18 protein-coding genes are annotated in these 21,894 nt (G+C 70.9%); 14 read left to right on the plus strand and 4 right to left on the minus strand.

Features of this window, described 5'->3' with window-relative positions; translation table 11 throughout:
* Positions 1 to 44: 44 nt before the first annotated feature.
* Positions 45 to 593, minus strand: coding sequence for a CGNR zinc finger domain-containing protein (locus tag ACWIHT_RS03745; RefSeq protein WP_456164016.1), 549 nt, complete (start codon positions 591 to 593; stop codon positions 45 to 47).
* A 100-nt stretch (positions 594 to 693) separates the two neighbouring features.
* On the opposite strand from ACWIHT_RS03745, the gene ACWIHT_RS03750 reads away from it, so the two are divergent.
* Both ACWIHT_RS03750 and ACWIHT_RS03755 read left to right on the plus strand, forming a co-directional pair.
* Complete coding sequence (locus tag ACWIHT_RS03750) at positions 694 to 1,911, plus strand: MFS transporter (protein WP_456164018.1); 1,218 nt, start codon at positions 694 to 696, stop codon at positions 1,909 to 1,911.
* 125 nt (positions 1,912 to 2,036) lie between these two features.
* Complete coding sequence (locus ACWIHT_RS03755) at positions 2,037 to 4,427, plus strand: ATP-binding cassette domain-containing protein (RefSeq protein WP_456164020.1); 2,391 nt, start codon at positions 2,037 to 2,039, stop codon at positions 4,425 to 4,427.
* Between the two features lie 82 nt (positions 4,428 to 4,509).
* On the opposite strand, the gene ACWIHT_RS03760 is transcribed toward ACWIHT_RS03755, so the two are convergent.
* Positions 4,510 to 5,625 (minus strand): ABC transporter substrate-binding protein, encoded by a 1,116-nt coding sequence (locus ACWIHT_RS03760; RefSeq protein ID WP_456164022.1) that lies wholly within the window; start codon positions 5,623 to 5,625, stop codon positions 4,510 to 4,512.
* Positions 5,626 to 6,184: 559 nt separating this feature from the next.
* On the opposite strand from ACWIHT_RS03760, the gene ACWIHT_RS03765 reads away from it, so the two are divergent.
* From ACWIHT_RS03765 to ACWIHT_RS03775, 3 genes are all read left to right on the plus strand, one after another.
* Positions 6,185 to 7,225, plus strand: coding sequence for an alpha/beta fold hydrolase (locus tag ACWIHT_RS03765; RefSeq protein ID WP_456164024.1), 1,041 nt, complete (start codon positions 6,185 to 6,187; stop codon positions 7,223 to 7,225).
* A gap of 94 nt (positions 7,226 to 7,319) precedes the next feature.
* Positions 7,320 to 7,937: a VOC family protein gene (locus ACWIHT_RS03770; RefSeq protein WP_456164026.1), complete on the plus strand. Its 618-nt coding sequence runs from the start codon at positions 7,320 to 7,322 to the stop codon at positions 7,935 to 7,937.
* Between the two features lie 41 nt (positions 7,938 to 7,978).
* A complete protein-coding gene (locus ACWIHT_RS03775) occupies positions 7,979 to 9,355 on the plus strand; it encodes a dihydrolipoyl dehydrogenase family protein (RefSeq protein WP_456164028.1) in 1,377 nt (458 codons plus the stop codon).
* Between the two features lie 24 nt (positions 9,356 to 9,379).
* Here ACWIHT_RS03775 and ACWIHT_RS03780 read toward each other — a convergent pair whose 3' ends face one another.
* On the minus strand, positions 9,380 to 9,718 hold the full coding sequence (locus ACWIHT_RS03780; protein ID WP_456164030.1) for a hypothetical protein: 339 nt from the start codon (positions 9,716 to 9,718) through the stop codon (positions 9,380 to 9,382).
* 57 nt (positions 9,719 to 9,775) lie between these two features.
* Here ACWIHT_RS03780 and ACWIHT_RS03785 point away from each other — a divergent pair, with 57 nt between their 5' ends.
* Together ACWIHT_RS03785 and ACWIHT_RS03790 are read left to right on the plus strand one after the other, a co-directional pair.
* Entirely contained in the window at positions 9,776 to 10,486 is a 711-nt protein-coding gene (locus tag ACWIHT_RS03785; RefSeq protein ID WP_456164032.1) for an SDR family NAD(P)-dependent oxidoreductase, read from the plus strand.
* 423 nt (positions 10,487 to 10,909) lie between these two features.
* The gene (locus ACWIHT_RS03790) at positions 10,910 to 11,752 is read left to right on the plus strand and encodes an MHYT domain-containing protein (RefSeq protein ID WP_456164034.1); all 843 of its coding nucleotides are present in this window, start codon (positions 10,910 to 10,912) and stop codon (positions 11,750 to 11,752) included.
* Positions 11,753 to 11,825: 73 nt separating this feature from the next.
* Here the strand turns inward: ACWIHT_RS03790 and ACWIHT_RS03795 are convergent, their stop codons facing one another.
* Positions 11,826 to 12,749 (minus strand): NAD(P)-dependent oxidoreductase, encoded by a 924-nt coding sequence (locus tag ACWIHT_RS03795; RefSeq protein WP_456164036.1) that lies wholly within the window; start codon positions 12,747 to 12,749, stop codon positions 11,826 to 11,828.
* 137 nt (positions 12,750 to 12,886) lie between these two features.
* Between ACWIHT_RS03795 and ACWIHT_RS03800 the strand changes: the two genes are divergently transcribed.
* The 7 genes from ACWIHT_RS03800 to ACWIHT_RS03830 all read left to right on the plus strand — a co-directional run bounded on the left by ACWIHT_RS03800 (position 12,887) and on the right by ACWIHT_RS03830 (position 21,883).
* Positions 12,887 to 13,492 (plus strand): TetR/AcrR family transcriptional regulator, encoded by a 606-nt coding sequence (locus tag ACWIHT_RS03800; RefSeq protein WP_456164038.1) that lies wholly within the window; start codon positions 12,887 to 12,889, stop codon positions 13,490 to 13,492.
* 164 nt (positions 13,493 to 13,656) lie between these two features.
* Positions 13,657 to 14,652: a LacI family DNA-binding transcriptional regulator gene (locus ACWIHT_RS03805; RefSeq protein WP_456164040.1), complete on the plus strand. Its 996-nt coding sequence runs from the start codon at positions 13,657 to 13,659 to the stop codon at positions 14,650 to 14,652.
* Positions 14,653 to 15,018: 366 nt separating this feature from the next.
* Entirely contained in the window at positions 15,019 to 16,548 is a 1,530-nt protein-coding gene (locus tag ACWIHT_RS03810) for an ABC transporter substrate-binding protein (RefSeq protein WP_456164042.1), read from the plus strand.
* Positions 16,549 to 16,642: 94 nt separating this feature from the next.
* Positions 16,643 to 17,584 (plus strand): ABC transporter permease, encoded by a 942-nt coding sequence (locus ACWIHT_RS03815; RefSeq protein WP_456164044.1) that lies wholly within the window; start codon positions 16,643 to 16,645, stop codon positions 17,582 to 17,584.
* Positions 17,581 to 19,473, plus strand: coding sequence for a dipeptide/oligopeptide/nickel ABC transporter permease/ATP-binding protein (locus ACWIHT_RS03820; RefSeq protein ID WP_456164046.1), 1,893 nt, complete (start codon positions 17,581 to 17,583; stop codon positions 19,471 to 19,473). Before ACWIHT_RS03815 ends, ACWIHT_RS03820 begins: the two co-directional genes overlap by 4 nt.
* Positions 19,470 to 20,399, plus strand: coding sequence for an ATP-binding cassette domain-containing protein (locus tag ACWIHT_RS03825; protein ID WP_456164048.1), 930 nt, complete (start codon positions 19,470 to 19,472; stop codon positions 20,397 to 20,399). Before ACWIHT_RS03820 ends, ACWIHT_RS03825 begins: the two co-directional genes overlap by 4 nt.
* Entirely contained in the window at positions 20,396 to 21,883 is a 1,488-nt protein-coding gene (locus ACWIHT_RS03830; RefSeq protein WP_456164050.1) for a glycoside hydrolase family 43 protein, read from the plus strand. The genes ACWIHT_RS03825 and ACWIHT_RS03830 overlap by 4 nt, the downstream gene beginning before the upstream one ends.
* Positions 21,884 to 21,894: the final 11 nt, after the last annotated feature.

The raw sequence follows: 21,894 nt of genomic DNA on the forward strand, positions 1-21,894 counted from the left end.
AAGGCGGTTGCGGAGAGGTGAACAAGTTCTCTCCGCCGTGCCGGTCAGGCCGTCCTGCCGCGCAGGGTCTCCTTCTTGGCGCGGTTTCCGCAGGTGCCCATGGAGCACCAACGGCGGTTCCCGGGGCGTGAGGTGTCGAGGAACAGGGCGCCGCAGGTCGGGCCCGCGCAGTCGCGGAGGCGGGTGAGCGACGGGGAGGTCGCGAGGTCCAGGGCGTCACGGGCGACGAGGGCGAGGGTGGCCGGGACGGGGTCCTCGGCCAGCCAGTCGAGCCGCCCGGCGCGGTCCAGGCGCGGTACCGGGACGGGGTGTGCGGCGGCTTCGTTGACCAGGGCGAGCGAGTGCGCGTCGGGCATCCGGCCGGACCGGGCCGCGGTGATCAGGACGTAGACCGCCTCGCGCAGGTCGCGTGCCCGAGCCGCGTCGGCGTTCCCTTCTGTCGCGCAGGGGCCGCACTGCCGTACCCAGGCCGACAAGGCCTCGGCGTCGGGGAGTTCCTCCACCACGTCGGGCGAACCACGGTGGCGCAGGGTGCGGACGAAGTCCAGGCAGAGGCGCCCGGCGCCCTGGCGGAAGCGCGGAGTCGATGGCACGCGCCCACCCTACTCCCCTGGAACCGGTTTAAGTGGTGCCAGTTGAGGGGCTCGCCTGCTACCGTCGGCCGAACCAGTCAAACCGGTTCTCGCGTGAGGTGTGTCCGTGCCCCGCTGGGTGATCCTCGTCCTGTCCCTCGCCTGCGGTGTGGGCGTCTCGACCATCTACTTCCCGCAGGCGATCAGCTCGCTCGTCGCCGCCGACCTGGGCGTGTCCGCCACCTCGGCCGCCCTCGTCGTCACGGCGGCCCAATTCGGGTACGCCGCCGGGATCTTCCTCCTCGTCCCGCTCGGCGACCGGCTCCCGCACCGCCCCCTGATCGTCACCCTGCTCGTGCTCACCGCCGCCGGACTCCTGGCCGCGAGCGCCGCGCCCTCGCTCCCGCTGCTCGTCGCCGCGAGCGCGGTCACCGGCGTGACGACCGTCGTGCCCCAGATCATCATCCCGATGGCCGCCGGACTCGTCCCCGCCGAGCGTCGCGGAGCCGTCACCGGCACCCTCCTCAGCGGCCTGATCGGCGGCATACTCCTGGCCCGCACCTTCAGCGGCACCCTCGGCGAACGGTTCGGCTGGCGGGCGCCGTACCTCGTGGCCGCGGTCGTCGTCCTGGTGCTGGCAGCGGTCCTCTCCCGCGCCGTCCCGCCGACCACACCGTCCACGCGGCACGGCTACCCGGCCCTGATAGCCGCCCCGCTGCGGCTGCTGCGCACCGAACCGGATCTCCGCCGCTCCTGCCTCTACCAGGCCATGGTCTTCGCCGGCTTCAGCGCCGCCTGGACCACGCTCACCCTGCTCGTCACCGGGCCGACGTACGGCATGGGTGCCCAGGCGGTCGGCATCCTCGGACTGGTCGGCGCGGCCAGCATGTTCAGCACCCCGCTCGCCGGACGGCTGGCCGACCGCCGAGGGCCCGACACGGTCAGCCTCCTCGCCATGCTCGGCACGATCGTCTCGGCCGCGCTGCTCGTCCCGGCCGCCGGGGGCGGTACGGCGGGCCTCCTGACCCTGGCCGCGGGCATGCTGCTGCTCGACGTCGCCGTCCAGTCCGGCCAGGTCGCCAACCAGGCCCGCATCTTCGCGCTACGGCCCGAGGCCAGGGCCCGTATCAACACCGCGTACATGACCTGCGCGTTCCTCGGCGGCAGCGCGGGTTCCTGGGTGGGCGTGCGGACGTACGACCGGTTCGGCTGGCGGGGGGTGACGGGGCTGGTCGCCGCGCTGGCCGTGGTGGCGCTGGGCCGCCACCTGTACCACGTACGTCGTGCGCGACCGTACCGGTCAGGATTCGAGAAGCGCGAGGCCACGCCTTCCCCCTAGCGTGACTGCCAGGCACATCACCGAGTACCGGAAGCGGACGTACCGCTCGAAGCCTGGTTGGATCGAGCCAGGCGATGACCGCCGATCGACTCTCGGCGGCCTGGCGCAAACGGAGGGAACGCACGATGAGCAAGGCCACGAGGACGGACACGCGGTCGCCGGGGCCGCACGCTGCCGACAGCCACGACCTGATCCGCGTGCACGGGGCGCGCGAGAACAACCTCAAGGACGTCAGCATCGAGATCCCGAAGCGCCGGCTGACGGTGTTCACCGGAGTCTCCGGCTCGGGCAAGAGCTCGCTCGTGTTCGACACGATCGCCGCCGAGTCGCAGCGGCTGATCAACGAGACGTACAGCGCCTTCGTGCAGGGCTTCATGCCGACGCTGGCCCGCCCCGAGGTCGACGTCCTCGACGGGCTGACCACCGCGATCATCGTCGACCAGCAGCGGCTGGGCGCCGACCCCCGCTCCACCGTCGGCACCGCCACCGACGCCAACGCCATGCTGCGCATCCTCTTCAGCCGCCTCGGAAAGCCGTACCTCGGCTCGCCCAAGGCGTTCTCCTTCAACGTCGCCTCGATCAGCGGCGCGGGCGCGGTCACCATGGAGCGCGGCGGACAGAAGGTCAAGGAGCGCCGCAGCTTCAGCATCACCGGCGGCATGTGCCCGCGCTGCGAGGGCCGCGGCTCGGTCACCGACCTCGACCTCACCCAGCTCTACGACGACTCCAAGTCCCTCGCGGAGGGCGCGATCACGGTGCCCGGCTACACGGGCGGTGGCTGGAACTCGCGCCTCTACATCGAGTCCGGCTTCTTCGACCCGGACAAGCCGATCCGCAGGTTCACCAAGAAGGAACTCCAGGACTTCCTGCACCGCGAGCCGACCCGGATGAAGATCGCGGGCATCAACATGACCTACGAAGGTCTGATCCCGCGCATCCAGAAGTCGATGCTCGCCAAGGACCGCGAGGGCATGCAGCCGCACATCCGCGAGTTCGTGGACCGGGCCGTCACCTTCACCACCTGCCCCGACTGCGACGGCACCCGCCTCAACGACGGCGCCCGCTCGTCGAAGATCAAGGGCATCAGCATCGCGGACGCCTGCGCGATGCAGATCAGCGACCTGGCCGAGTGGGTGCGCGGACTCGACGAGCCGTCGGTCGCCCCGCTGCTCACCGCGTTGCGGCAGGCCCTCGACTCGTTCGTCGAGATCGGCCTCGGCTATCTCTCCCTCAACCGGCCGGCGGGCACGCTGTCGGGCGGTGAGGCGCAGCGCGTCAAGATGATCCGCCACCTCGGTTCCTCCCTCACCGACGTGACGTACGTCTTCGACGAGCCGACCATCGGACTGCACCCGCACGACATCCAGCGCATGAACGACCTGCTGCTGCGCCTGCGCGACAAGGGCAACACCGTGCTCGTCGTCGAGCACAAGCCGGAGACCATCGCGATCGCGGACCATGTCGTCGACCTCGGCCCGGGCGCCGGTACGGCGGGCGGCACCGTCTGCTTCGAGGGCACCGTCGAGGAGTTGCGCACCGGCGGCACCATCACCGGCCGGCACTTCGACGACCGGGCGTCGCTGAAGGAGTCGACGCGCAAGCCCACCGGCGCCCTGGAGATCCGGGGCGCCGCGACCAACAACCTCCAGGACGTCGACGTCGACATCCCGCTCGGCGTCCTCGCCGTCATCACCGGTGTCGCGGGCTCCGGCAAGAGTTCGCTCGTGCACGGGTCCATCCCGGCCGGAGAGAACGTGGTGTCGGTCGACCAGGGTGCCATCCGCGGCTCACGCCGCAGCAACCCGGCGACGTACACCGGACTCCTCGAACCGATCCGCAAGGCCTTCGCCAAGGCCAACGGCGTGAAGCCCGCGCTGTTCAGCGCCAACTCCGAAGGCGCCTGCCCCACTTGCAACGGCGCCGGCGTCATCTACACCGACCTGGCGATGATGGCGGGCGTGGCCACCACGTGCGAGGAGTGCGAGGGGAAGCGGTTCGACGCGTCGGTCCTTGAATACCACTTCGGTGGCCGTGACATCAGTGAGGTGCTCGCGATGTCCGTGACCGAGGCCGAGGAGTTCTTCGGCACGGGCGAGGCGGCGACTCCGGCCGCGCACAAGATCCTTACCCGGCTCGCCGATGTCGGCCTCGGCTACCTCAGCCTCGGTCAGCCCCTCACCACCCTCTCCGGCGGCGAACGCCAACGCCTCAAGCTGGCCACCCACATGTCCGACAAGGGTGGCGTCTACGTCCTGGACGAGCCCACCGCAGGCCTCCACCTCGCCGATGTCGAGCAACTCCTCGGTCTGCTGGACCGGTTGGTCGACTCCGGAAAGTCCGTCATCGTCGTGGAACACCACCAGGCCGTCATGGCCCACGCCGACTGGATCATCGACCTCGGCCCGGGGGCCGGACACGACGGCGGAAAGATCGTCTTCGAGGGGACACCGGCCGACCTGGTCGACGCGCGGTCGACGCTCACGGGGGAGCACCTGGCCGCGTACGTGGGCGCCTGAGCGGGAGGGGCAACAGTCGGAGCGGCTCACGTCTTCCTGCCGATGTCCTGGGCGCGCGCCACGAAGCGGGCGGTTCCGCCGGTCACCCGGTACAGGAACCTTCCGCCGCCCTCGGTGCCCGCCTCGAAGTTCTGCGTGGAGGCGTCGAAGCCCATGAGGCGGGTGATGCCCTGCCATGGGCGGCGCAGGAGCGCAGGGCGGTGCGGCCGTCGTCGCCGACGGAGGCGAGGCCGTGGGCGGCGAACCGGACGGCGTCGTACGCCTCGGCCGCCCAGAGGCCCGGCGCGTGTCCGTGGTGGACGCGGAACGCGGCGGCGAACGCCGTGGTGGGGGTGTCGGAGTTCGCGTCGGTGTAGCTCGTGCCGATCCGCCAGTCCTCGCCGACGGCCAGGAAGGGGGCGCCGAGCACGTGCTCGCCCGCGACCCGGGCGCCGAGGTGGCCCGCGTCCCGCAGCGCGCGGGCGCAGTCGGCGTCACGGCCTGGGCTCACCCCGCCGAAGAGGACGGCGTCACGGGGGCGGGCTGCGATACGGTGCGCGGCCCCGGTGAAGTCCTCGTCCGCGGCGATCTCCTCCACCGCCGTGGGGCTGTCGAGCGAGCCGTGGACGGTGGTGATGCGGACCGTCGCCAGACTCTCCACCTCGGTGGCCAGGTCGTGCAGGATCACCGTGCGGGCGGGTTCGACGACCCGGTTCAGATGGGCCAGTGCCGCGACCGGGCCGACGGTCCGGGTGTCGCGCAGGACGAGCGCGGTGGTGACGTTGACGGTGTCGAGGTCGTCGGTGTCGGCGCGGGTGACCAGCAGGGTCAGCCGGGCCTTCGTGCAGGGCGCCAGGGCCGCGGGCACGGTCGCGTTCGTACCCGCGGCGATCACCACGGACACGTCCGGGTCGGCGACCAGCCGGGTGGCCGCCGCGGCCGAGCCCTTCGCGGTGCCGTCGTCGTCCACGGTGCGCAGGACGAGGTCCACGGTGCGCCGGGCGTCCCGGTTGTGCTGCTCGACGGCGAGGAGGGCGCCGCGCTCGTGGTCGGTGAAGGAGGGGTCGTCCGGGCTGCCGAGCAGGGCGACCACATGGCGGGAGTGCCGTACGGAACCGGTGTTCGCCGACGTGGCGCCCCGGCCCCACCGCCACCACGACGGTGGGCCCGGCGAGCACGGTCGGGTCGGGAACGGGCAGGTCCAGGACGCGCGCGGCACGGGCGGCGACCAGGGCCGGCAGCCCCTCGGGCAGCCACTCGTCCACGGTGAACTCGCCGAAGACATCGCGGAGTTCACGGGCGCTGGGGCGGCGCTCCGGTTCCTTCGCCAGACATCGTCGTACGGTCCGGTCGAGGCTCGCCGGGATGCCGTCCAGGTCCTTCCCGACGGTCCGGAACAGCACGGCCGCCGCGCCACCGGTGCCGAACGGCGGGCGGCCGGTGGCCGTGCGGGCGAGGACACAGCCGAGCGAGAAGGCGTCGCTGGGCGGACCGACGGTGCGTCAACACTCCCCACCCCCAATGCCCGCACCCTTGGCGCGAGTGTGGCGCATGTCAACGTTCTCGGTTTCCAACTACCCGTACAAATAAGAGCAGTTAGGGGTTCTGACGACGGTACGAGCGTGTGCCGGCCGGCTCGCCCTCGCGCATGAACCGGCGCCCGGGCGAGAGGCCGTACCTCCCACATGTGAGGAGACTGGTCGTGGCGCCCCGGGCGACCGGCGGCGGACCATGATCGGGCGGCACTCTCCGGCACCCCCACAGGCAGGACGGTTCACATGATCGACAGGCGAGCCCTGGGCAGGACCATCGGAGCCGGGACCGCGGCCGCGTCGCTGGCGGGATGGCTCAGTTCGTCACCCGCGTCGGCCGCTCCCGCTGGACCGGAGGTGCCAACTCCCGTGCGGACGAAGGCTCTTACGTCCTTCGAGTCGCTGAAACAGGTCAGAGCGGGCGAGTTGACCATCGGCTACGCCGAACTCGGCCCGGCCAAGGGCCCGGTGGTCGTCCTGCTGCACGGCTGGCCGTACGACATCCACAGCTACGTCGAGGTCGCGCCACTGCTGGCCGCCGAGGGCTACCGGGTGATCGTGCCCTACCTGCGCGGCTACGGCACCACCACGTTCCGGTCGCCGAAGACCTTCCGCAACGGCCAGCAGGCGGTGGTCGCCCTCGACATCATCGCCCTGCTGGACGCCCTGCGGATCGAGAAGGCGCTGCTCGGCGGGTTCGACTGGGGAGCGCGCACCGCCGACATCATCGCGGCCCTGTGGCCTCAGCGCTGCAAAGCACTGGTCTCCGTCACCGGCTACCTCATCACCAACCGGGAGAAGAACAAGCAACCGCTGCCTCCCGCCGCCGAGTTGGCGTGGTGGTACCAGTACTACTTCGCCACCGAGCGCGGTGAGCTGGGCCTGGCCCAGTACGGGCACGACTTCGCCAAGCTGATCTGGCGCAACGTCTCCCCGACCTGGCACTTCGACGACGCCACCTTCGACCGCACCGCGAAGGCCTTCGAGAACCTGGACTACGTGAGCATCGTGATCCACAACTACCGCTGGCGACTCGGCCTCGCCGCGGGAGACCCCCGCTACGACGGCATCGAGGCCAAACTCGCCGCGGGCCCGGCCATCGCGGTACCCACGATCACCCTCGACGGCGAGCTGGACCCCTTCACCCCGGCCGGCGAGGGGAGTGCCTACCGCGCGAAGTTCACCGGCCCCTACGACCACCGCGCCCTCGACGGCATCGGGCACAACGTGCCGCAGGAGGCACCGGAGGCGTTCGCCCGCGCGGTTCTGGACGCCGATCGTCTCTGATACGAGCGCCGGGGCGGACTCCCCGGCGCGGATCGGGGCCGTAGCGGCGATTCTGGAGGAGTCGGCAGTTCGTCCGAGAACGGAGACACAGCTCATGGACATGAAGCTCGAAGTCGTCGTGGTACCGGTCGGAGACGTGGACCGGTCCAAGAACTTCTACACGGCGCTCGGCTGGCGGCTCGACGCCGACGTCGCCACCGGGGAGGACTTCCGGGTCGTACAGGTGACGCCCCCAGGCTCGCCCGCATCCGTCATCTTCGGCACCTCGGTCACGGCCCAGGCACCGGGTTCGGCCCAGGGCCTGCACCTGATCGTGGACGACATCGACGCGGCCCACGACGAACTCAAGCGGGTCGGCGCCGACCCGAGCGACGTCTTCCACGACGAGGGAGGCGTCTTCCACCACGCCGGGACCGACGCCCGGGTGCCCGGACCGGACCCGAAGCGCAGCAGCTACGGCTCGTTCGTCTCGTTCAGCGACCCGGACGGCAACGGCTGGGTCCTCCAGGAGATCACCACCCGGCTCCCGGGCCGACTGGACCCCGCGGCCACGACGTTCGCCTCGGCCGAGGACCTGGCGAGCGCACTGCGCCGCGCCGCCGCGGCACACGGCGAGCACGAGACACGCACCGGCGCGGAGGACCCGGACTGGCCCGACTGGTACGCGCGGTACATGGTGAGTGAGCAGGCCGGTACCGAACTGCCCACCTGACACCCGATCGAGGGCGACCCCAGGGCGAGGAGGACGCACGGATGAACCACGACCACGACCACGATCATGCCTACGACTACGACGCCATCGTGGTCGGCGGGGGATCGCCCGGTGAGCACTGCGCCGGCGCCCTGGCCGACGGCGGACTGCGGGTCGCCCTGGTGGAGCGCGAACTGGTCGGCGGGGAGTGCTCGTACTGGGCCTGCATCCCGTCGAAGACGCTGCTGCGCCCCGGCGAGGCGGTGCACGGCGCACGGGAGGCCGCGGCGAGTGCCCAGGTCGATGTCCAACAGGCCCTGGCCTGGCGGGACTTCATGGTGTCGGACTACTCCGACGCCGGACAGGAACGCTGGCTGGCCGACACCGGCATTGACCTGCTGCGCGGCACCGGGCGCCTGGCCGGACCGGGCGTCGTGGAGGTGGCCGGGGCCCGTCACACCGCCGAGCACGTCGTCGTGGCCACGGGAGCGGCGCCGATCATGCCGCCGGTCCCGGGCCTGGCCGACCTGACGGGCGTGTGGACCAACCGCGAGGTGACCGGCATGAAGGCCGTCCCGCGCCGGCTGATCGTGCTCGGCGCGGGCCCCGTCGGCGTCGAGATGGCCCAGGCCGTACGCAGGCTCGGCGGCGAGGTGGCCCTCACGGCCCACGGCCCGTACGTCCTGCCCCGCGAGCCCCGGCCGCTGGGCGAGGCGCTCGGCGAGGTGCTGCGCCGCGACGGGGTCGAGCTGGTGCTCGGACCGCGGACGGTCGCCGCCCGGCGCGAGGGCGAGGACTACGTCCTGACGCTCGACGACGGACGGGATCTGCGCGGCGACCACCTCCTCGTGGCCACCGGACGCCGCCCGCGCGTCGACGACATCGGCCTGGACACGGTGGGCGTGAAGGCCGACGAGCACGGCATTCCGGTCGACTCGCGGCTGCGCGCCGCCGAGCGGCTGTGGGTCGTCGGCGACGCCACCGGGCTCTGGATGCTCACCCACGTCGGCAAGTACCAGGGCGAGATCGTCGCGGCCAACATCCTCGGCGAACCCCGCGAGGCCGACTACACGGCCGTCCCCCGCGTCGTCTACACCGATCCGCAGGCTGCCTCGGTCGGCGCCGACGAGGCACGGTTCAGCGCCACCGTCCCGATCTCCGGGGTGGCCAAGACGGCGGCCTACACCCGCGCCTACGCCGACGCCAACGGGTTCCTCACGCTGCTCAGCGACGGCCGGGTGATCACCGGCGCGCACGCCCTCGGCCCGGAGGCGGGGGAGTGGCTGCAACAGGCCACCCTCGCGGTGCGCGCCCGCGTCCCGCTCGACGTGCTGAGGGACACGATCCAGCCGTTCCCCACGTTCTCGGAGATCTACGTTGCCGCGCTCAAGGACCTGCACGATCAGATCCGGGCCGCGGACGCGAAGGCGACGGCATGACGCGATGGTGACGTTCCGCATGGCTCAGGGGATCAGCTGCCGACCGCCGTCGATGTCGTAAGTCGCCCCGGTGAGCGCGGCGTTGGCCATCAGGCGCAGGGCGAGCACGGCCACGTCCGACGGTCCCACGACCGGGCGGATCGGCAGCGTGGCGCGCAACTCCTCGCGGCGACGCTCCAGTTCGTCGGCTGCGCTGCCGGTGATGTACGTCAGCGAGCCGCCGGGACGGACCCGCGTCGCGCACTCCTTCGCGGTGCGCAGCGATTCCAGCAGGTGCTCGTCGAGCACGCCTCGCGCCAGGTCGAAGTCCATGTCGACGAGGGGCGAGTAGATCGTGCACCCGCGCAGGTAGGTATGCCCCACCCGGGCGAGAACGGCCGACAGGGGCCGGTCCGCACGGTCACCACCCGGAGGGTCACCATGAACACTCCCGTCACGAAGGTCGCCGTCATCACCGGCGCCTCGCAGGGCATCGGCGCAGGACTCGTCGAGGCGTACCGGAAGCTCGGCCATCGCGTCGTCGCGACCTCGCGCGGCATCTCGCCCTCAGCGGACCCGGACGTCCTGACGGTCCAGGGCGACATCACCGATCCCGCCACGGCCGAACGCGTCACCACCGCGGCGATCGAACGGTTCGGCCGGATCGACACCCTCGTCAACAACGCGGGCCTCTACCTCGCGAAGCCGTTCACCGACTACTCCCGGGAGGAGTACGAGACGGTCGTCGGCGTCAACCTGACCGGCTTCTTCCACATCACCCAGCTCGCCGTCCGGCAGATGCTTCGTCAGGGCACCGGACACATCGTCCAGATCAGCACCAGCCTCGCCGACCACGCCAACTCCACGATTCCCTCGGTGCTGGCCTCCCTGACCAAGGGCGGGTTGCAGTCCGCCACCAAGGCGCTGGCCATCGAGTACGCCTCGCGCGGCATCCGCAGCAACGCGGTCGCGCTGGGCGTCATCCGAACTCCCATGCAGCCGGAGACATCCGCGAGTCTCGCCGCACTGCACCCGCTCGGACGGATGGGAGAGGTCGCCGATGTCGTCGACGCGATCGTCTTCCTGGAGAACGCGTCCTTCGTCACAGGAGAGATCCTCCACGTCGACGGCGGCCAGAGTGCCGGACGGTGAACTCGCCACGTTGGTGGGCTTTATGGGCAGTAGTGGCGATGTATCGATTCGGCTAACACCTATCCGGGTTGTGCAGGAAATGTGTGAACGCCGTGATTGAATCATGCACAACTCGGCCTGGTGGCTTGAACTCGACCGTACGGTTCCCCGTGTCCTGTCTCCGTTCGCAGGATGTCCGCGCGCTCGTGCACGTCCGCCCGGCCGAGCCGGTACGAACGTGCGGCAGGGGCGGGAGTGGTCGATCCGCGCGCGCCCCTGCCGTGGCGCACCCCGTGTCCCCGCGCGTCTCCCGACCGGAGGCCCGCGCCCGGCGCGGCCCGGCGGTCTCCGTGGCCCGTCGGACGGGAGCGTGCGCACGTCACCGTGCCGGCCCCACCGCTCCTGCGGCGCGGCCTGCCGTCCCGTACGTGAAGGGAACCCTCGATGACCGCCACCGTCTCCGACTTCTACTACGGCGCAGTGACACCTGTCGCCGCCTACCTGATGGCGTGCCTGGGAGCGGCCCTCGGGCTGCGCTGCACGACCCGTTCGCTGCGCCGCCCGCAGCACAGAGCCCGATGGCTGGCCCTGGGCGCCGTGTCGATCGGCTGCGGCATATGGACCATGCACTTCATCGCCATGATCGGCTTCAGCGTCCAGGGCGCGCTGGTCAACTACGACACGGCGAAGACGCTCCTGAGCCTCCTCGTGGCGATCGTGGTGGTTGCCATAGGCGTGTTCCTCGTCGGCTACCGGGGCGGCTCACCGCTGAACCTCGGTATCGCGGGCGTGATCACCGGGCTCGGTGTGGCGGCCATGCACTACCTCGGGATGGCCGCCATCCAGACGAACGGCACCCTTCACTACAGCCCGGCGACCGTGGTGCTGTCCGTGGTGATCGCCGTGGGGGCGGCCACCGCGGCACTGTGGGCCGCGGTCTCCATCCACGCGCTGTGGGCGAGCCTCGGCGCGAGCCTGGTCATGGGTGTGGCCGTGACCGGCATGCACTACACCGGGATGGCCGCGGTCTCCGTACACCTCACCCACCAGGCCGAATCCGCGCAGTCCTCGGCCGACCTGGTCGCGTTCCTCCTGGTCATGCTGGCCGGCCCGCTCATCGTCCTGCTGATCGCCGCCGTGATCGTCATGTTCGACCCCGACATGATGCTCGGCGACGACGACACGCTGGTGCCGGCGCCCGCGCCCGCCCCACTGTTCGGCGGCGACTCCGTGTTCCCGGCACAGCAGTCGTCGGCACAGCAGTCGCACACGCACACCTCCTGGTGACCTGACTCGACCTGACCTGGGCACCTCGAACACACACGGCCGTCCGGGCCCGATCCCGGGCGGCCACACGCGTTCACATGCCGTGCTCCGCAGGAGGAGTGCGTGCGCCGGACGCTGCCGCACCCTCGGTCCTGGCCTCCAGCGCGCGCAGTACGGCCACCATGTCCTCGCCGCCGTGACCCCGTGCCACGGTCTCCTCGTAGAGGGCGTGGCAGACGTCGAGGAGCGGGGAGGACAGCCCGGCCTTTCGGGCGGCCTCCGCGATCAGCCGGTTGTTCTTGAGTACGTCGCTGGCCGCCGCCTGCACGGCGAAGTCGCGGGTCACCAGCTTGGGCGCCTTCACCCGGGAGACCGAACTGGCCATGGGCCCCGCGTCCAGCACCTCCCGCAGCAGGCGCTGGTCGAGCCCGTGCCGGTCGGCGAAGTGGAACGCCTCCGCGAGCCCGGTGACCAGCGTGATCAGGAAGAGGTTCACCGAGAACTTCATCAGCAGGGCGCCCGGAACGGCACCGCAGCCGAACGTCTCCTGGCACACCGGCGCGAGCAGTGGTCGTACGGCCGCCACGGCATCGGCGTCCCCGGCCAGCATGCCCACCAACTGCCCCTGTTCCGCCGGGACTCGGGATCCGGAGACCGGGGCCTCGACGTATCGCCCGCCCGCGCCGCGGATGTCGTCCTGGAGGCCGCCCGAGTACTCGGCCGAGGTCGTGCCCATGTGGACGACGGTGTGTCCGGCGACCCGCGTGGCGAAGTCCGGGGTGCCGCGGCCCAGCACCGCGTCGACGGCCGCCTCGTCGGCCAGCATCAGGAACACGACGTCGTCCGCCCGGTCGAAGACCTCGGCGGGGCCTGCCGCGACCTCGGCCCCGGCGGCCCGCAGGGGTTCCGACCGGCCGGGCGTGCGGTTCCACACCACGAGGGGTGTTCCGGCGCGGGCGAGGTTGAGCGCCATGGGCTGCCCCATGACCCCGAGGCCGACGAAACCCACGTACGCCACGATGCACCGCCGTTTCCGTCCCCCGGCGAGGCCGGACCGTCGCCGTTGTTTATGACGGCGGTCATAGTAGTTCACTCTATGACGGCGGTCATAGAGTGGAGTGTGGAGAGCCCGTGCGACGGTGACGGAGGTCGGGGATGGCAGCGGCGGAGGCGTCCCGGTACGGGGCGCGCGAGCGGATGGTCTTCAGTGCGGCGCAGCTCATCCGGCGCGACGGGGTCGCCGCCACCGGGATGCGCGAGGTCGCCGTCCACGCGCACGCGCCGCGTGGCTCGCTCCAGCACTACTTCCCCGGCGGCAAGGAGCAGTTGGTCAACGAGGCCGTCGGCTGGGGAGGCCGGTACGCGAGCAAGCGCGTCGACCGATTCCTCGCCGCGCTGTCCGAGCCGACGCCGAGCGGGCTGTTCGGCGAGATGGTCCGCCAGTGGACCGACGAGTACACGGCCGTCGGCTTCGCGGGCGGGTGTCCGGTGGCCGCCGCCACGGTGGACTGCGCGGAGACCAGCGCGGCCACGCGTGAGGCCGCTTCCGCCGCCTTCGCCGGCTGGAGCGGCTCGGTCGCCCGCGCCCTCACCGGGATGGGGGTGCCGGAGGGGCGGGCCGGCGCGCTGGCCACCCTCATGATCAGTGCCCTGGAGGGCGCGATCCTCGTCGCCCGCGCCGAGCGGGACATCCGTGCCCTGACGGCCGTGGCCCGGGAACTCGGCCCTCTCCTCGACGCCGCGGTGCGCGAGGACGGCTGAGCGAAGGCCCAGGGGCATCGTTCGTACCACTGGTAACAAGCCATCCTGTCCGACGCCTCGGACGTGTGGCACCCTCACTGTTACGATTCAGTGACGCACGCCACCCCGGACGGGCGCACGGTATCGACATGTCCGAATGTCCGAGATGTTCCCAGGAGGCTCCCATGGCGGGCAGGACCGGCCGCGTGACGGCGACCGACGTCGCCAAGGAAGCGGGAGTCTCGCAGACCACCGTCAGCTATGTGCTGAACGACGTCCCGCACCAGAAGATCTCCGAACAGACCCGGCGCAAGGTCCTCGACGCCGTGGCGAAGCTGGGCTACAAACCGTCGGCCGCCGCCCGCGCCCTCCGGCTCGGCCGCAGCGACCTGGTGCTGATGTTCCTCCCGGACGTCCCTGTCGGCGGCACGATCACCGCCCTCGTCGAACTGCTCGGCGACGAGCTGGAGCGGCAGGGCCTGAACCTCGTCACCCGGCGCGAGCACCACGCCCCGCTCAAGTCGCTCTGGCAGGAACTCATGCCGGTGGCCGTGATGACGGCGTTCGAGGTCTCCGCCGAGGACGTGGCCGGTATGCGGGCGGCCGGCATCCACGTGGTCAGCGCCGGGATGGGCCCCGACGCCGCCCCGGGCGTGCTGACCATCCCGCAGACCCTCATCGGCGCGATGCAGGTGGAGCGGCTGGCCGACACGGGACATGTCCGCCTCGGCTACGCCGCTCCGGGGGATCCGCGGCTCCGCGACTTCCTGGCCCTGCGGCTCGAAGGTGCCCGAACCGCCTGCGCGGAGCGCGGACTTGAGCCGCCCGTGCTGCTGGACGTGCCCCTCGACATCGGGTCCGCCGCCGCCGCGGCCGAGCAGTGGCACTCGGCCGTCCCCGCCGTCACCGGAGTGTGCGCCTACAACGACGAGACGGCGTTCGCCCTCCTCGCCGGCATGCGCAGGGTGGGCCTGTCCGCCCCCGGCGACCTGGCCGTGATCGGCGTCGACAACGACAAACTGGCGCCCTTCGCGATGCCGCCGCTGACGACGATCGACAACAACCTCGATGTCGTCGTGGGCCGTCTGGCCCGGATGATCGTCAGCGGCGTGACCGGCCGTGCGCTGCCCTCGGCGCCCCAGGTGACCCCGTTGAGCCTGGTCGTGCGCGAGTCGGCCTGACGGCCACCGGTCCAACCTGGCAACAGCCGTTCCGGCTCCGGGCGCGCGGTGACGCGACGCTCCGGCTTCGGGCGTGCGCTGATGCGACGCCCCGGTTAATTCCGGCTTTCCGGAAAACAGTGACGCACGGGTCTTGTGGCCCGCCAAGGGCTGGGCTTACGTTACGCATACGTTTCACTTGTACGTATCAGTGGCTGGTTCTCACCCACCGAAAACGGTGGCGAACACACCCTCCGGCCAGGGACGGCTGACCGCCAAGAACGGTCGAGGCCGCGTCAGGACCTGGTTCTCCCCTTACCTCCGAGGCTCTTGAGGGCGGCTCGACGCCTGATGCCGCCCGGTCATCCACTCACCAGCGGAGTACCCATGCGAAGAATCGCGCTGACGGCCGTATCCGCGGCCCTGATGTTGTCCGCGGCCGCGTGCGGCTCGGGTTCAGGTTCCGGTTCCGGCAAAGCGGCCACCGGCGGCACCCTGACCCTGGCCCCGCTCGTCGCGGCGCAGCCGTGGGACCTGGCCGAAGCCGGACTCGGCAACAACGCGCAGTACTACCAGCCCGTATACGACTCGCTGTTCCGGCTGTCCCCGACGGCCGAGGTCGAACCCAACCTGGCGACCAAGTGGTCCTACGACGCAGCCCGCACGGTACTCACCCTGACCCTGCGAGCCGGCGTCAAGTTCACCGACGGCACCCCCCTGGACGCGACGGCGGTCAAGACCAACCTGCTGCACACCAAGGGCGGCACCAGCGAGGCGGCCGGCCAGCTGACCAGCATCAGCGGCGTCGACGTCGTCAGTGCCACCGAGGTCAGGATCAGGCTCTCGGCCCCCGATCCCTCGCTGGTCCCGAACCTCGGCAACGTGGCCGGCATGATCGCCAGCCCCAAGGCCATCACCGCGGGCACGATCAAGAACACCCCGGTGGGATCCGGCCCGTACACCCTGGACAACTCCGCCACCACGGCGGGCAGCACCTACACCTTCGTCCGCAACCCCGGGTACTGGAACAAGGCCGCCTTCCCCTTCGACAAGATCGTCCTCAAGCCGCTGACCGACCCGACCGCCGTGCTCAACGCGCTGCGCTCCGGCCAGGTCAACGGCGCGCTGCTGGCCAGCGCCAAGAGCATCGCACCGGCCAAGAGCAGCGGGCTGACCGTCACCAAGTTCACCTCCGGTGACGTCGAGGGCGTCTACATCTGGGACCGCGCCGGAAAGATCGTCAAGGCGCTCGGCGACGTCCGGGTCCGCCAGGCGCTCAACTACGCCTTCGACCGCGACACGATCGTCAAGACGGCGAAGCAGGGCCTCGGCAAGGCGACCACCCAGATCTTCAACCCGGCCGGTTCGGCCTTCGACAGCTCCCTGAACTCCAAGTACACCTACGACCCTGCGAAGGCCAAGCAACTGCTGGCCGAGGCGGGCTACCCGCACGGCTTCTCGGTCACCGTCCCGGACGTGTCGTCGGTCTTCCCGGACCAACAGGCCGCCATGATCCAGCAGTTGGAGGACATCGGGATCAAGGTCAAGGTCGACAAGATCCCCGTCACCCAGTTCATCAGCGCCCTCCTCGCGGGCAAGTACCCGCTGTCGTACATGACGCTGGCCTCCTTCCGCCCCTGGGACACCATCCAGATCGAGGTCGGCAAGACCGCGCTGTGGAACCCGCTGCACACCGACGACCCCAAGGTCACCGACCTCATCACCAAGGCCCGCTCGGCGACCGGCTCCGCCCAGGACGCCCTGTTCAAGCAGCTCAACACCTACCTCGTCGACCAGGCGTGGAACGCGCCCTGGGACTCCGTGGAGGCCATCTACGCGACGACCAAGGGCGTCACCTTCACCCCGCAGACGTTCGCCGCGGTGCCCCCGATCTACAACTTCAAGCCCGCCGGCTGACCAGGACGGCGGACCGGGCGGGGCGCGGTGACACGCATCCCGCCCGGCCGCCGGCGCCCGACAACGGCCGAGGAAAGGCAAGGTGGAGAGACTGATGATTGTCTTCTTGGTCCGGCGCATCGCCGCCGGGCTGGTCCTGGTCCTGGTCATCGCGACCACGACCTTCGCGCTGATGGGCCTCACCGGCTCCGATCCCGTGCGCCAGATCGTGGGACAGACCGCCACCCAGCAGCAGGTGACCGCGAAGTCCGCCGAACTCGGGCTCGACCAGCCCTTCGTGGTCCGCTACGGCCACTGGCTCGCGGACGCGGTGCACGGCAACCTCGGCAGCTCGTGGTTCAGCGGTGAGTCCGTGACGACCTCGCTGGAGAACAAGCTGCCGGTCACGCTGTCGATCGTGCTGGCGGCACTGCTGCTGTCGGCGGTACTGAGCACGGTCCTGGGAGTGGCCGCCGCGGTCCGCAGGGGAGCCCTGGACCAGGTGGTGCAGCTGCTCGCGGTCCTCGGCTTCGCGGTGCCCAGCTTCCTGGTCGCCCTGGTGTTCGCCGTGGTGATCGGCGTCGACCTCGGCTGGCTGCCGGCCACCGGCTATGTCCCGTTCGCGGACTCGGCGAGCGGCTGGCTGAAATCCATCACCCTCCCCGCGCTGTCGCTCTCCGTCGGAGCGATCGCCGCCACCGCCCAGCAGGTCCGCGGCTCCATGGTCGACGTCCTGCGCGCCGACTACGTACGGACCCTCCGCAGCCGTGGCATCCGCGAGCGGAGCCTGCTGTTCCGGCACGCGCTGCGCAACGCGGCCCCGGCCGCGCTCACCGTGCTGGCCCTTCAGTTCATCGGCCTGGTCGGCGGCGCGGTGGTCGTCGAGAAGGTCTTCGGCCTCAACGGGATCGGCAGCGAGGCGACGAGCGCCGGATCCCAGGGCGACACCCCGGTGGTCATGGGCGTAGTCGTCGTCATGGTCGCCCTCGTCGTGGTGGTCAACATCCTGATGGACCTCGCGTACGGCTGGCTCAACCCGAAGGTGCGTGTCGGATGACGCTGCCTCAGTCCGAAGAAACAGCGATCGCCCCGGCCGTCGCCGCGCACGGAAGGGCGGGCCTCCTGCGTCGGTTGCTGCGCAGCCCGGTCGCCGTGACCTGCCTGGTGCTCCTCGCCGTCATCTCCCTGGCCAGCCTGTTCGCACCGCTGCTGACCAGCCAGGACCCGGCGCACACCTCGCTCACCGAGAGCCTCGCCCCGATGAGCGGAAAGCATCCCCTGGGCGGTGACGGCGTCGGCCGTGACGTCCTGGCCCGGCTGCTCTACGGCGGACGCACCAGCCTGCTGGGCGCTCTGCTCGCGGTGGTCGTCGCCCTGGTGATCGGTGTGCCCGCCGGTCTGGTGGCCGGCTACTACCGCAAGTGGTTCGACGCGGTGAGCAGTTGGCTGGCGAACCTGCTGATGGCCGTACCGGCGATCATCGTGCTGCTGGTCGTGATGTCCTCGGTCGGGCAGAACACATACATCGCCATGGCCGTCTTCGGCGTGCTGATGTCACCGGGCGTCTTCCGGCTGATCCGCGCCTCGGTGATCTCCGTGCGCGAGGAGCTGTACGTGGACGCGGCCCGCGTCTCCGGGCTTGCCGACCGTCGGATCATCCGCCGCCACATCCTGCCCGTCGTCCAGGCGCCGACCATCATCCAGGCCGCCCAGATGCTCGGTCTCGGCATCGTCATCCAGTCCGGTCTTGAGTTCCTCGGCCTGGGCTCGGCGAGCCAGGCGAGCTGGGGCTCCATGCTCAATGACGCCTTCGCCAACATCTACAACAAGCCGGAGTTGATGGTCTGGCCCGGAGCCGCGCTCGCCGTGACAGTCGCCGCGTTCGGCCTGCTCGGCAACGCCCTGCGGGACGCGCTGGACGGGACCGCGACGCGCGCGCGGAAGCCGGGCGGCGCGAGGCCCCGCAAGCCGGTGGTGGTGAAGCACTCCGCACCGCCCGAGGCAACGGACGCGTTGCTCGCCCTCGAAGGCCTGACCGTCTCCTATCCGACGGCCGAGGGGGAGAAGACCGTCGTCGAGGGCGTCTCGCTCACGGTGCGCAGGGGCGAAGTCCTCGGCCTCGTGGGCGAATCGGGCTCGGGCAAGAGCCAGACCGCCTTCGCCGTCCTGGGACTCCTGCCCCCGGAAGCGAGCGTCTCCACCCGCCAACTGGTCTTCGACGGCAAGGAGTTGGGAAGCCTCGGCCGCGCGGAGATGAACCGCTACCGGGGCCGCCGCATCGCCTACGTGCCTCAGGAGCCGATGTCCAACCTCGACCCCTCCTTCCGTATCGGCGCCCAACTCGTCGAACCGGTGCGCAGACACCTGAAGTTGTCGGCCGCCGAGGCGAAGGCCAAGACCCTCGCCCTGCTGGAGCGGGTCGGGATCGCGGACCCCGAGCGGGTCTTCAACGCCTACCCCCACCAGATCTCCGGCGGCATGGCGCAGCGTGTCCTCATCGCCGGCGCGGTCTCCTGCGAACCCGACCTGCTGATCGCCGACGAGCCGACCACCGCACTGGACGTGACCGTGCAGGCAGAGGTGCTCGACCTGATCCGGTCCCTTCAACGCGAGCGGAACATGGGCGTGATCCTCGTGACCCACGACTTCGGTGTGGTGGCCGACATCTGCGACCGCGTGACGGTGATGCAGACCGGCACCGTCGTGGAGTCCGCCCCCGTACGGGAGTTGTTCGCAGGGCCCCGCCACCCGTACACGCGCATGCTCCTGGCCTCCACCCTGGAGGACGCCGAGCCGAGGTCGCCGCTCAGCCGCATCGTGCCGTCGAGCGTCGCGGGAGCCACGAAGACCGCGGATGCCCTGAAGGCCGCGCGCGGCTCGGACACCACGGGCGTCACGGACACCGCAGGGATCACGAACTCCGCACATCAGGAGGGTCCGGCATGACCGCGACCATGAACGGAACACCGAATGGGCAACTCCTGGCCGACGAACCCCTGTTGGCAGTCGACGACTTGATCGTGGAGTACCCGTCGAAGGGCTGGCGCAAGCCGCCGTTCCGCGTGCTCAAGGGGGTGTCGATCACCATCGGCGCGGGCGAGACCCTCGGACTGGTCGGCGAGTCGGGCTCCGGCAAGACCACCCTGGGCCGGGCCGTCCTCGGCCTCGCCCCCGTCACCTCCGGCACCGTCCGCTACGACGGCCAGGTCATCTCGGGCCTGGGCCCGAAGGAGCGCCGGGCGCTCAGCAGCGACATCCAGGTGGTGTTCCAGGACCCCTACACCTCCCTCAACCCGGCGATGACCGTGAACGACATCCTCAGCGAACCGCTCCGTGTCGCGGGCACCCCTCGCGCGGAGGCCGAGAAGCGGGTGCGGGACCTGCTCGACCAGGTCCGGCTGCCCGCCGACGCGGGGGAGCGGCTGCCCCGGGAGTTCTCCGGCGGCCAGCGCCAACGCATCGCCATTGCACGGGCGTTGTCCCGGGACCCACGGGTCATCGTCTGCGACGAGCCGGTCAGCGCACTGGACCTCTCGACCCAGGCCCGCGTCCTGGACCTGTTCGTCGAGATCCAGGAACGCACCGGCGTCGCCTACCTCTTCGTCACCCACGACCTGTCCGTGGTCCGGCACATCAGCCACCGGGTCGCCGTCATGCGCGACGGGGAGATCGTCGAGACCGGCGACGCGGCGACCGTCACGACCGCACCCGAACACCCCTACACCCAGCGGCTGTTGCTCGCCGCGCCGGTGCCGGACCCGGCACGTCAGGCGGAGCGCAGGGCCGAACGGCACCGCCTGGCGGCGGCCTTGGCGGCCGGCGCCTCCACGAACACCCCCGCTATCGCCTCGACGTCGGGAGACCGAGCATGACCCTGCCCAACCCCATCGTCCCCGGCTTCCACCCGGACCCCAGCGTCACCCGCGTCGGCGACGACTACTACCTCGCCTGTTCCAGCTTCGAGTACCTCCCCGGCATCCCGCTGTTCCACAGCCGCGACCTGGAGCACTGGGAGCCGATCGGCCATGTCGTCACCCGGCCGGGGCAGTTGGCGGTCGAGAAGGTCCCCACGCTCGGCGGTGCCTGGGCACCCACCATCCGCTTCCACGACGGCCGCTTCTGGCTGGTCGTCACCGACGCGATGGGACGCGGCAGCCTGATCTTCACCGCCGACCGCGCAGAGGGCCCCTGGTCCGACGGCATCGTCATGGAGGGAGCGCCCGGCATCGACCCGGACCTCGCCTGGGACGCCGACGGCACCTGCTACGTCACGTACTCCGGTCTCCAACTCGACGGCGACCACGCAGGCGAACATCTCGGCGTCCAGCAGGTCCGGATGGACCTCGAAACCGGCCAAGCCCTCGAAGAACCACGGTCGTTGTGGTCCGGCACGGGCCTGATGTTCCCCGAGGCGCCGCACCTCTACGAGATCGACGGCACCTGGTACCTCCTGATCGCCGAGGGCGGCACCGAGCGTGGACACTCCGTGAGCATCGCCCGCGGCCCCCGTCCCGACGGCCCCTTCGAGGGCTGCCCGGCCAATCCCGTGCTCAGCGCCCGCAGCACCGCCCGCAAGGTCCAGAACACCGGCCACGCCGACCTCGTCCGCACTCCCGACGACGGCTGGGCCCTCATCCTCCTGGGCATGCGCCCCGGCGGTCTGACCAGGGCCTTCTCGCCCATGGGCCGCGAGACGTTCGGCACCACACTGGAATGGGTCGACGGCTGGCCCGTGGTGCAGCCGGTCCAACTGACCCCGTCCACCGGACCGGTTGAGCGGACCGACACCTTCAGCGGCGCCCAACTCGGCCTGGAATGGCTCTCGATACGCACACCCGCCGCCGACTGGTCCTCGCTCACCGAGCGCCCGGGCCACCTCGTCATCCACGCCGACGGCTCCACCATGGACGACCCCCGACCACGGTTCGTGGGCCGCCGCCAGCAGCACGAGTCGGCCGTCTTCACGGTCCGCGTGGACAGCGCCGAGGGCACCGGCGGACTGAGCCTGCGCATCGACGAACTCCACCACTACGACATCGAGGTGGGCGCCGGACTCGCCCGCGCCCACGCCCGGGTGGGCGGACTCTCCCAGACCTGGGAGCAGCCGATTCCCCCGGGACCGGTCACCGTACGGATAGAGACCGAACCGGTCACCGGCATGGGCCTCGACGCCCTCGGCCCGGACCTCGTCCGACTGTCCGTCGACACCGGCGGTGGACCGGTCCAACTCGCGGCCCTCGACGGCCGCTACGTCTCCGCCGAGACCGCCGCGTCCTTCACGGGCCGAGTCGCCGGCATGTACGCCACCGAAGGCACGGTCGCCTTCGAGCGGTTCAGCTACCGGGGCGAGGACTGACACCCTCATCC

This window comes from Streptomyces sp. NPDC002276 (assembly GCF_053891435.1).

Excerpts from the sequence above, each read along its gene's own strand:
- ACWIHT_RS03755 (WP_456164020.1), top strand. The coding sequence starts at position 2,037 with ATGAGCAAGGCCACGAGGACGGACACGCGGTCGCCGGGGCCGCACGCT.
- ACWIHT_RS03815 (WP_456164044.1), top strand. The coding sequence starts at position 16,643 with ATGATTGTCTTCTTGGTCCGGCGCATCGCCGCCGGGCTGGTCCTGGTC.
- ACWIHT_RS03790 (WP_456164034.1), top strand. The coding sequence starts at position 10,910 with ATGACCGCCACCGTCTCCGACTTCTACTACGGCGCAGTGACACCTGTC.
- ACWIHT_RS03775 (WP_456164028.1), top strand. The coding sequence starts at position 7,979 with ATGAACCACGACCACGACCACGATCATGCCTACGACTACGACGCCATC.
- ACWIHT_RS03810 (WP_456164042.1), top strand. The coding sequence starts at position 15,019 with ATGCGAAGAATCGCGCTGACGGCCGTATCCGCGGCCCTGATGTTGTCC.
- ACWIHT_RS03830 (WP_456164050.1), top strand. The coding sequence starts at position 20,396 with ATGACCCTGCCCAACCCCATCGTCCCCGGCTTCCACCCGGACCCCAGC.
- ACWIHT_RS03825 (WP_456164048.1), top strand. The coding sequence starts at position 19,470 with ATGACCGCGACCATGAACGGAACACCGAATGGGCAACTCCTGGCCGAC.
- ACWIHT_RS03770 (WP_456164026.1), top strand. The coding sequence starts at position 7,320 with ATGGACATGAAGCTCGAAGTCGTCGTGGTACCGGTCGGAGACGTGGAC.
- ACWIHT_RS03800 (WP_456164038.1), top strand. The coding sequence starts at position 12,887 with ATGGCAGCGGCGGAGGCGTCCCGGTACGGGGCGCGCGAGCGGATGGTC.
- ACWIHT_RS03805 (WP_456164040.1), top strand. The coding sequence starts at position 13,657 with ATGGCGGGCAGGACCGGCCGCGTGACGGCGACCGACGTCGCCAAGGAA.
- ACWIHT_RS03785 (WP_456164032.1), top strand. The coding sequence starts at position 9,776 with ATGAACACTCCCGTCACGAAGGTCGCCGTCATCACCGGCGCCTCGCAG.
- ACWIHT_RS03765 (WP_456164024.1), top strand. The coding sequence starts at position 6,185 with ATGATCGACAGGCGAGCCCTGGGCAGGACCATCGGAGCCGGGACCGCG.
- ACWIHT_RS03820 (WP_456164046.1), top strand. The coding sequence starts at position 17,581 with ATGACGCTGCCTCAGTCCGAAGAAACAGCGATCGCCCCGGCCGTCGCC.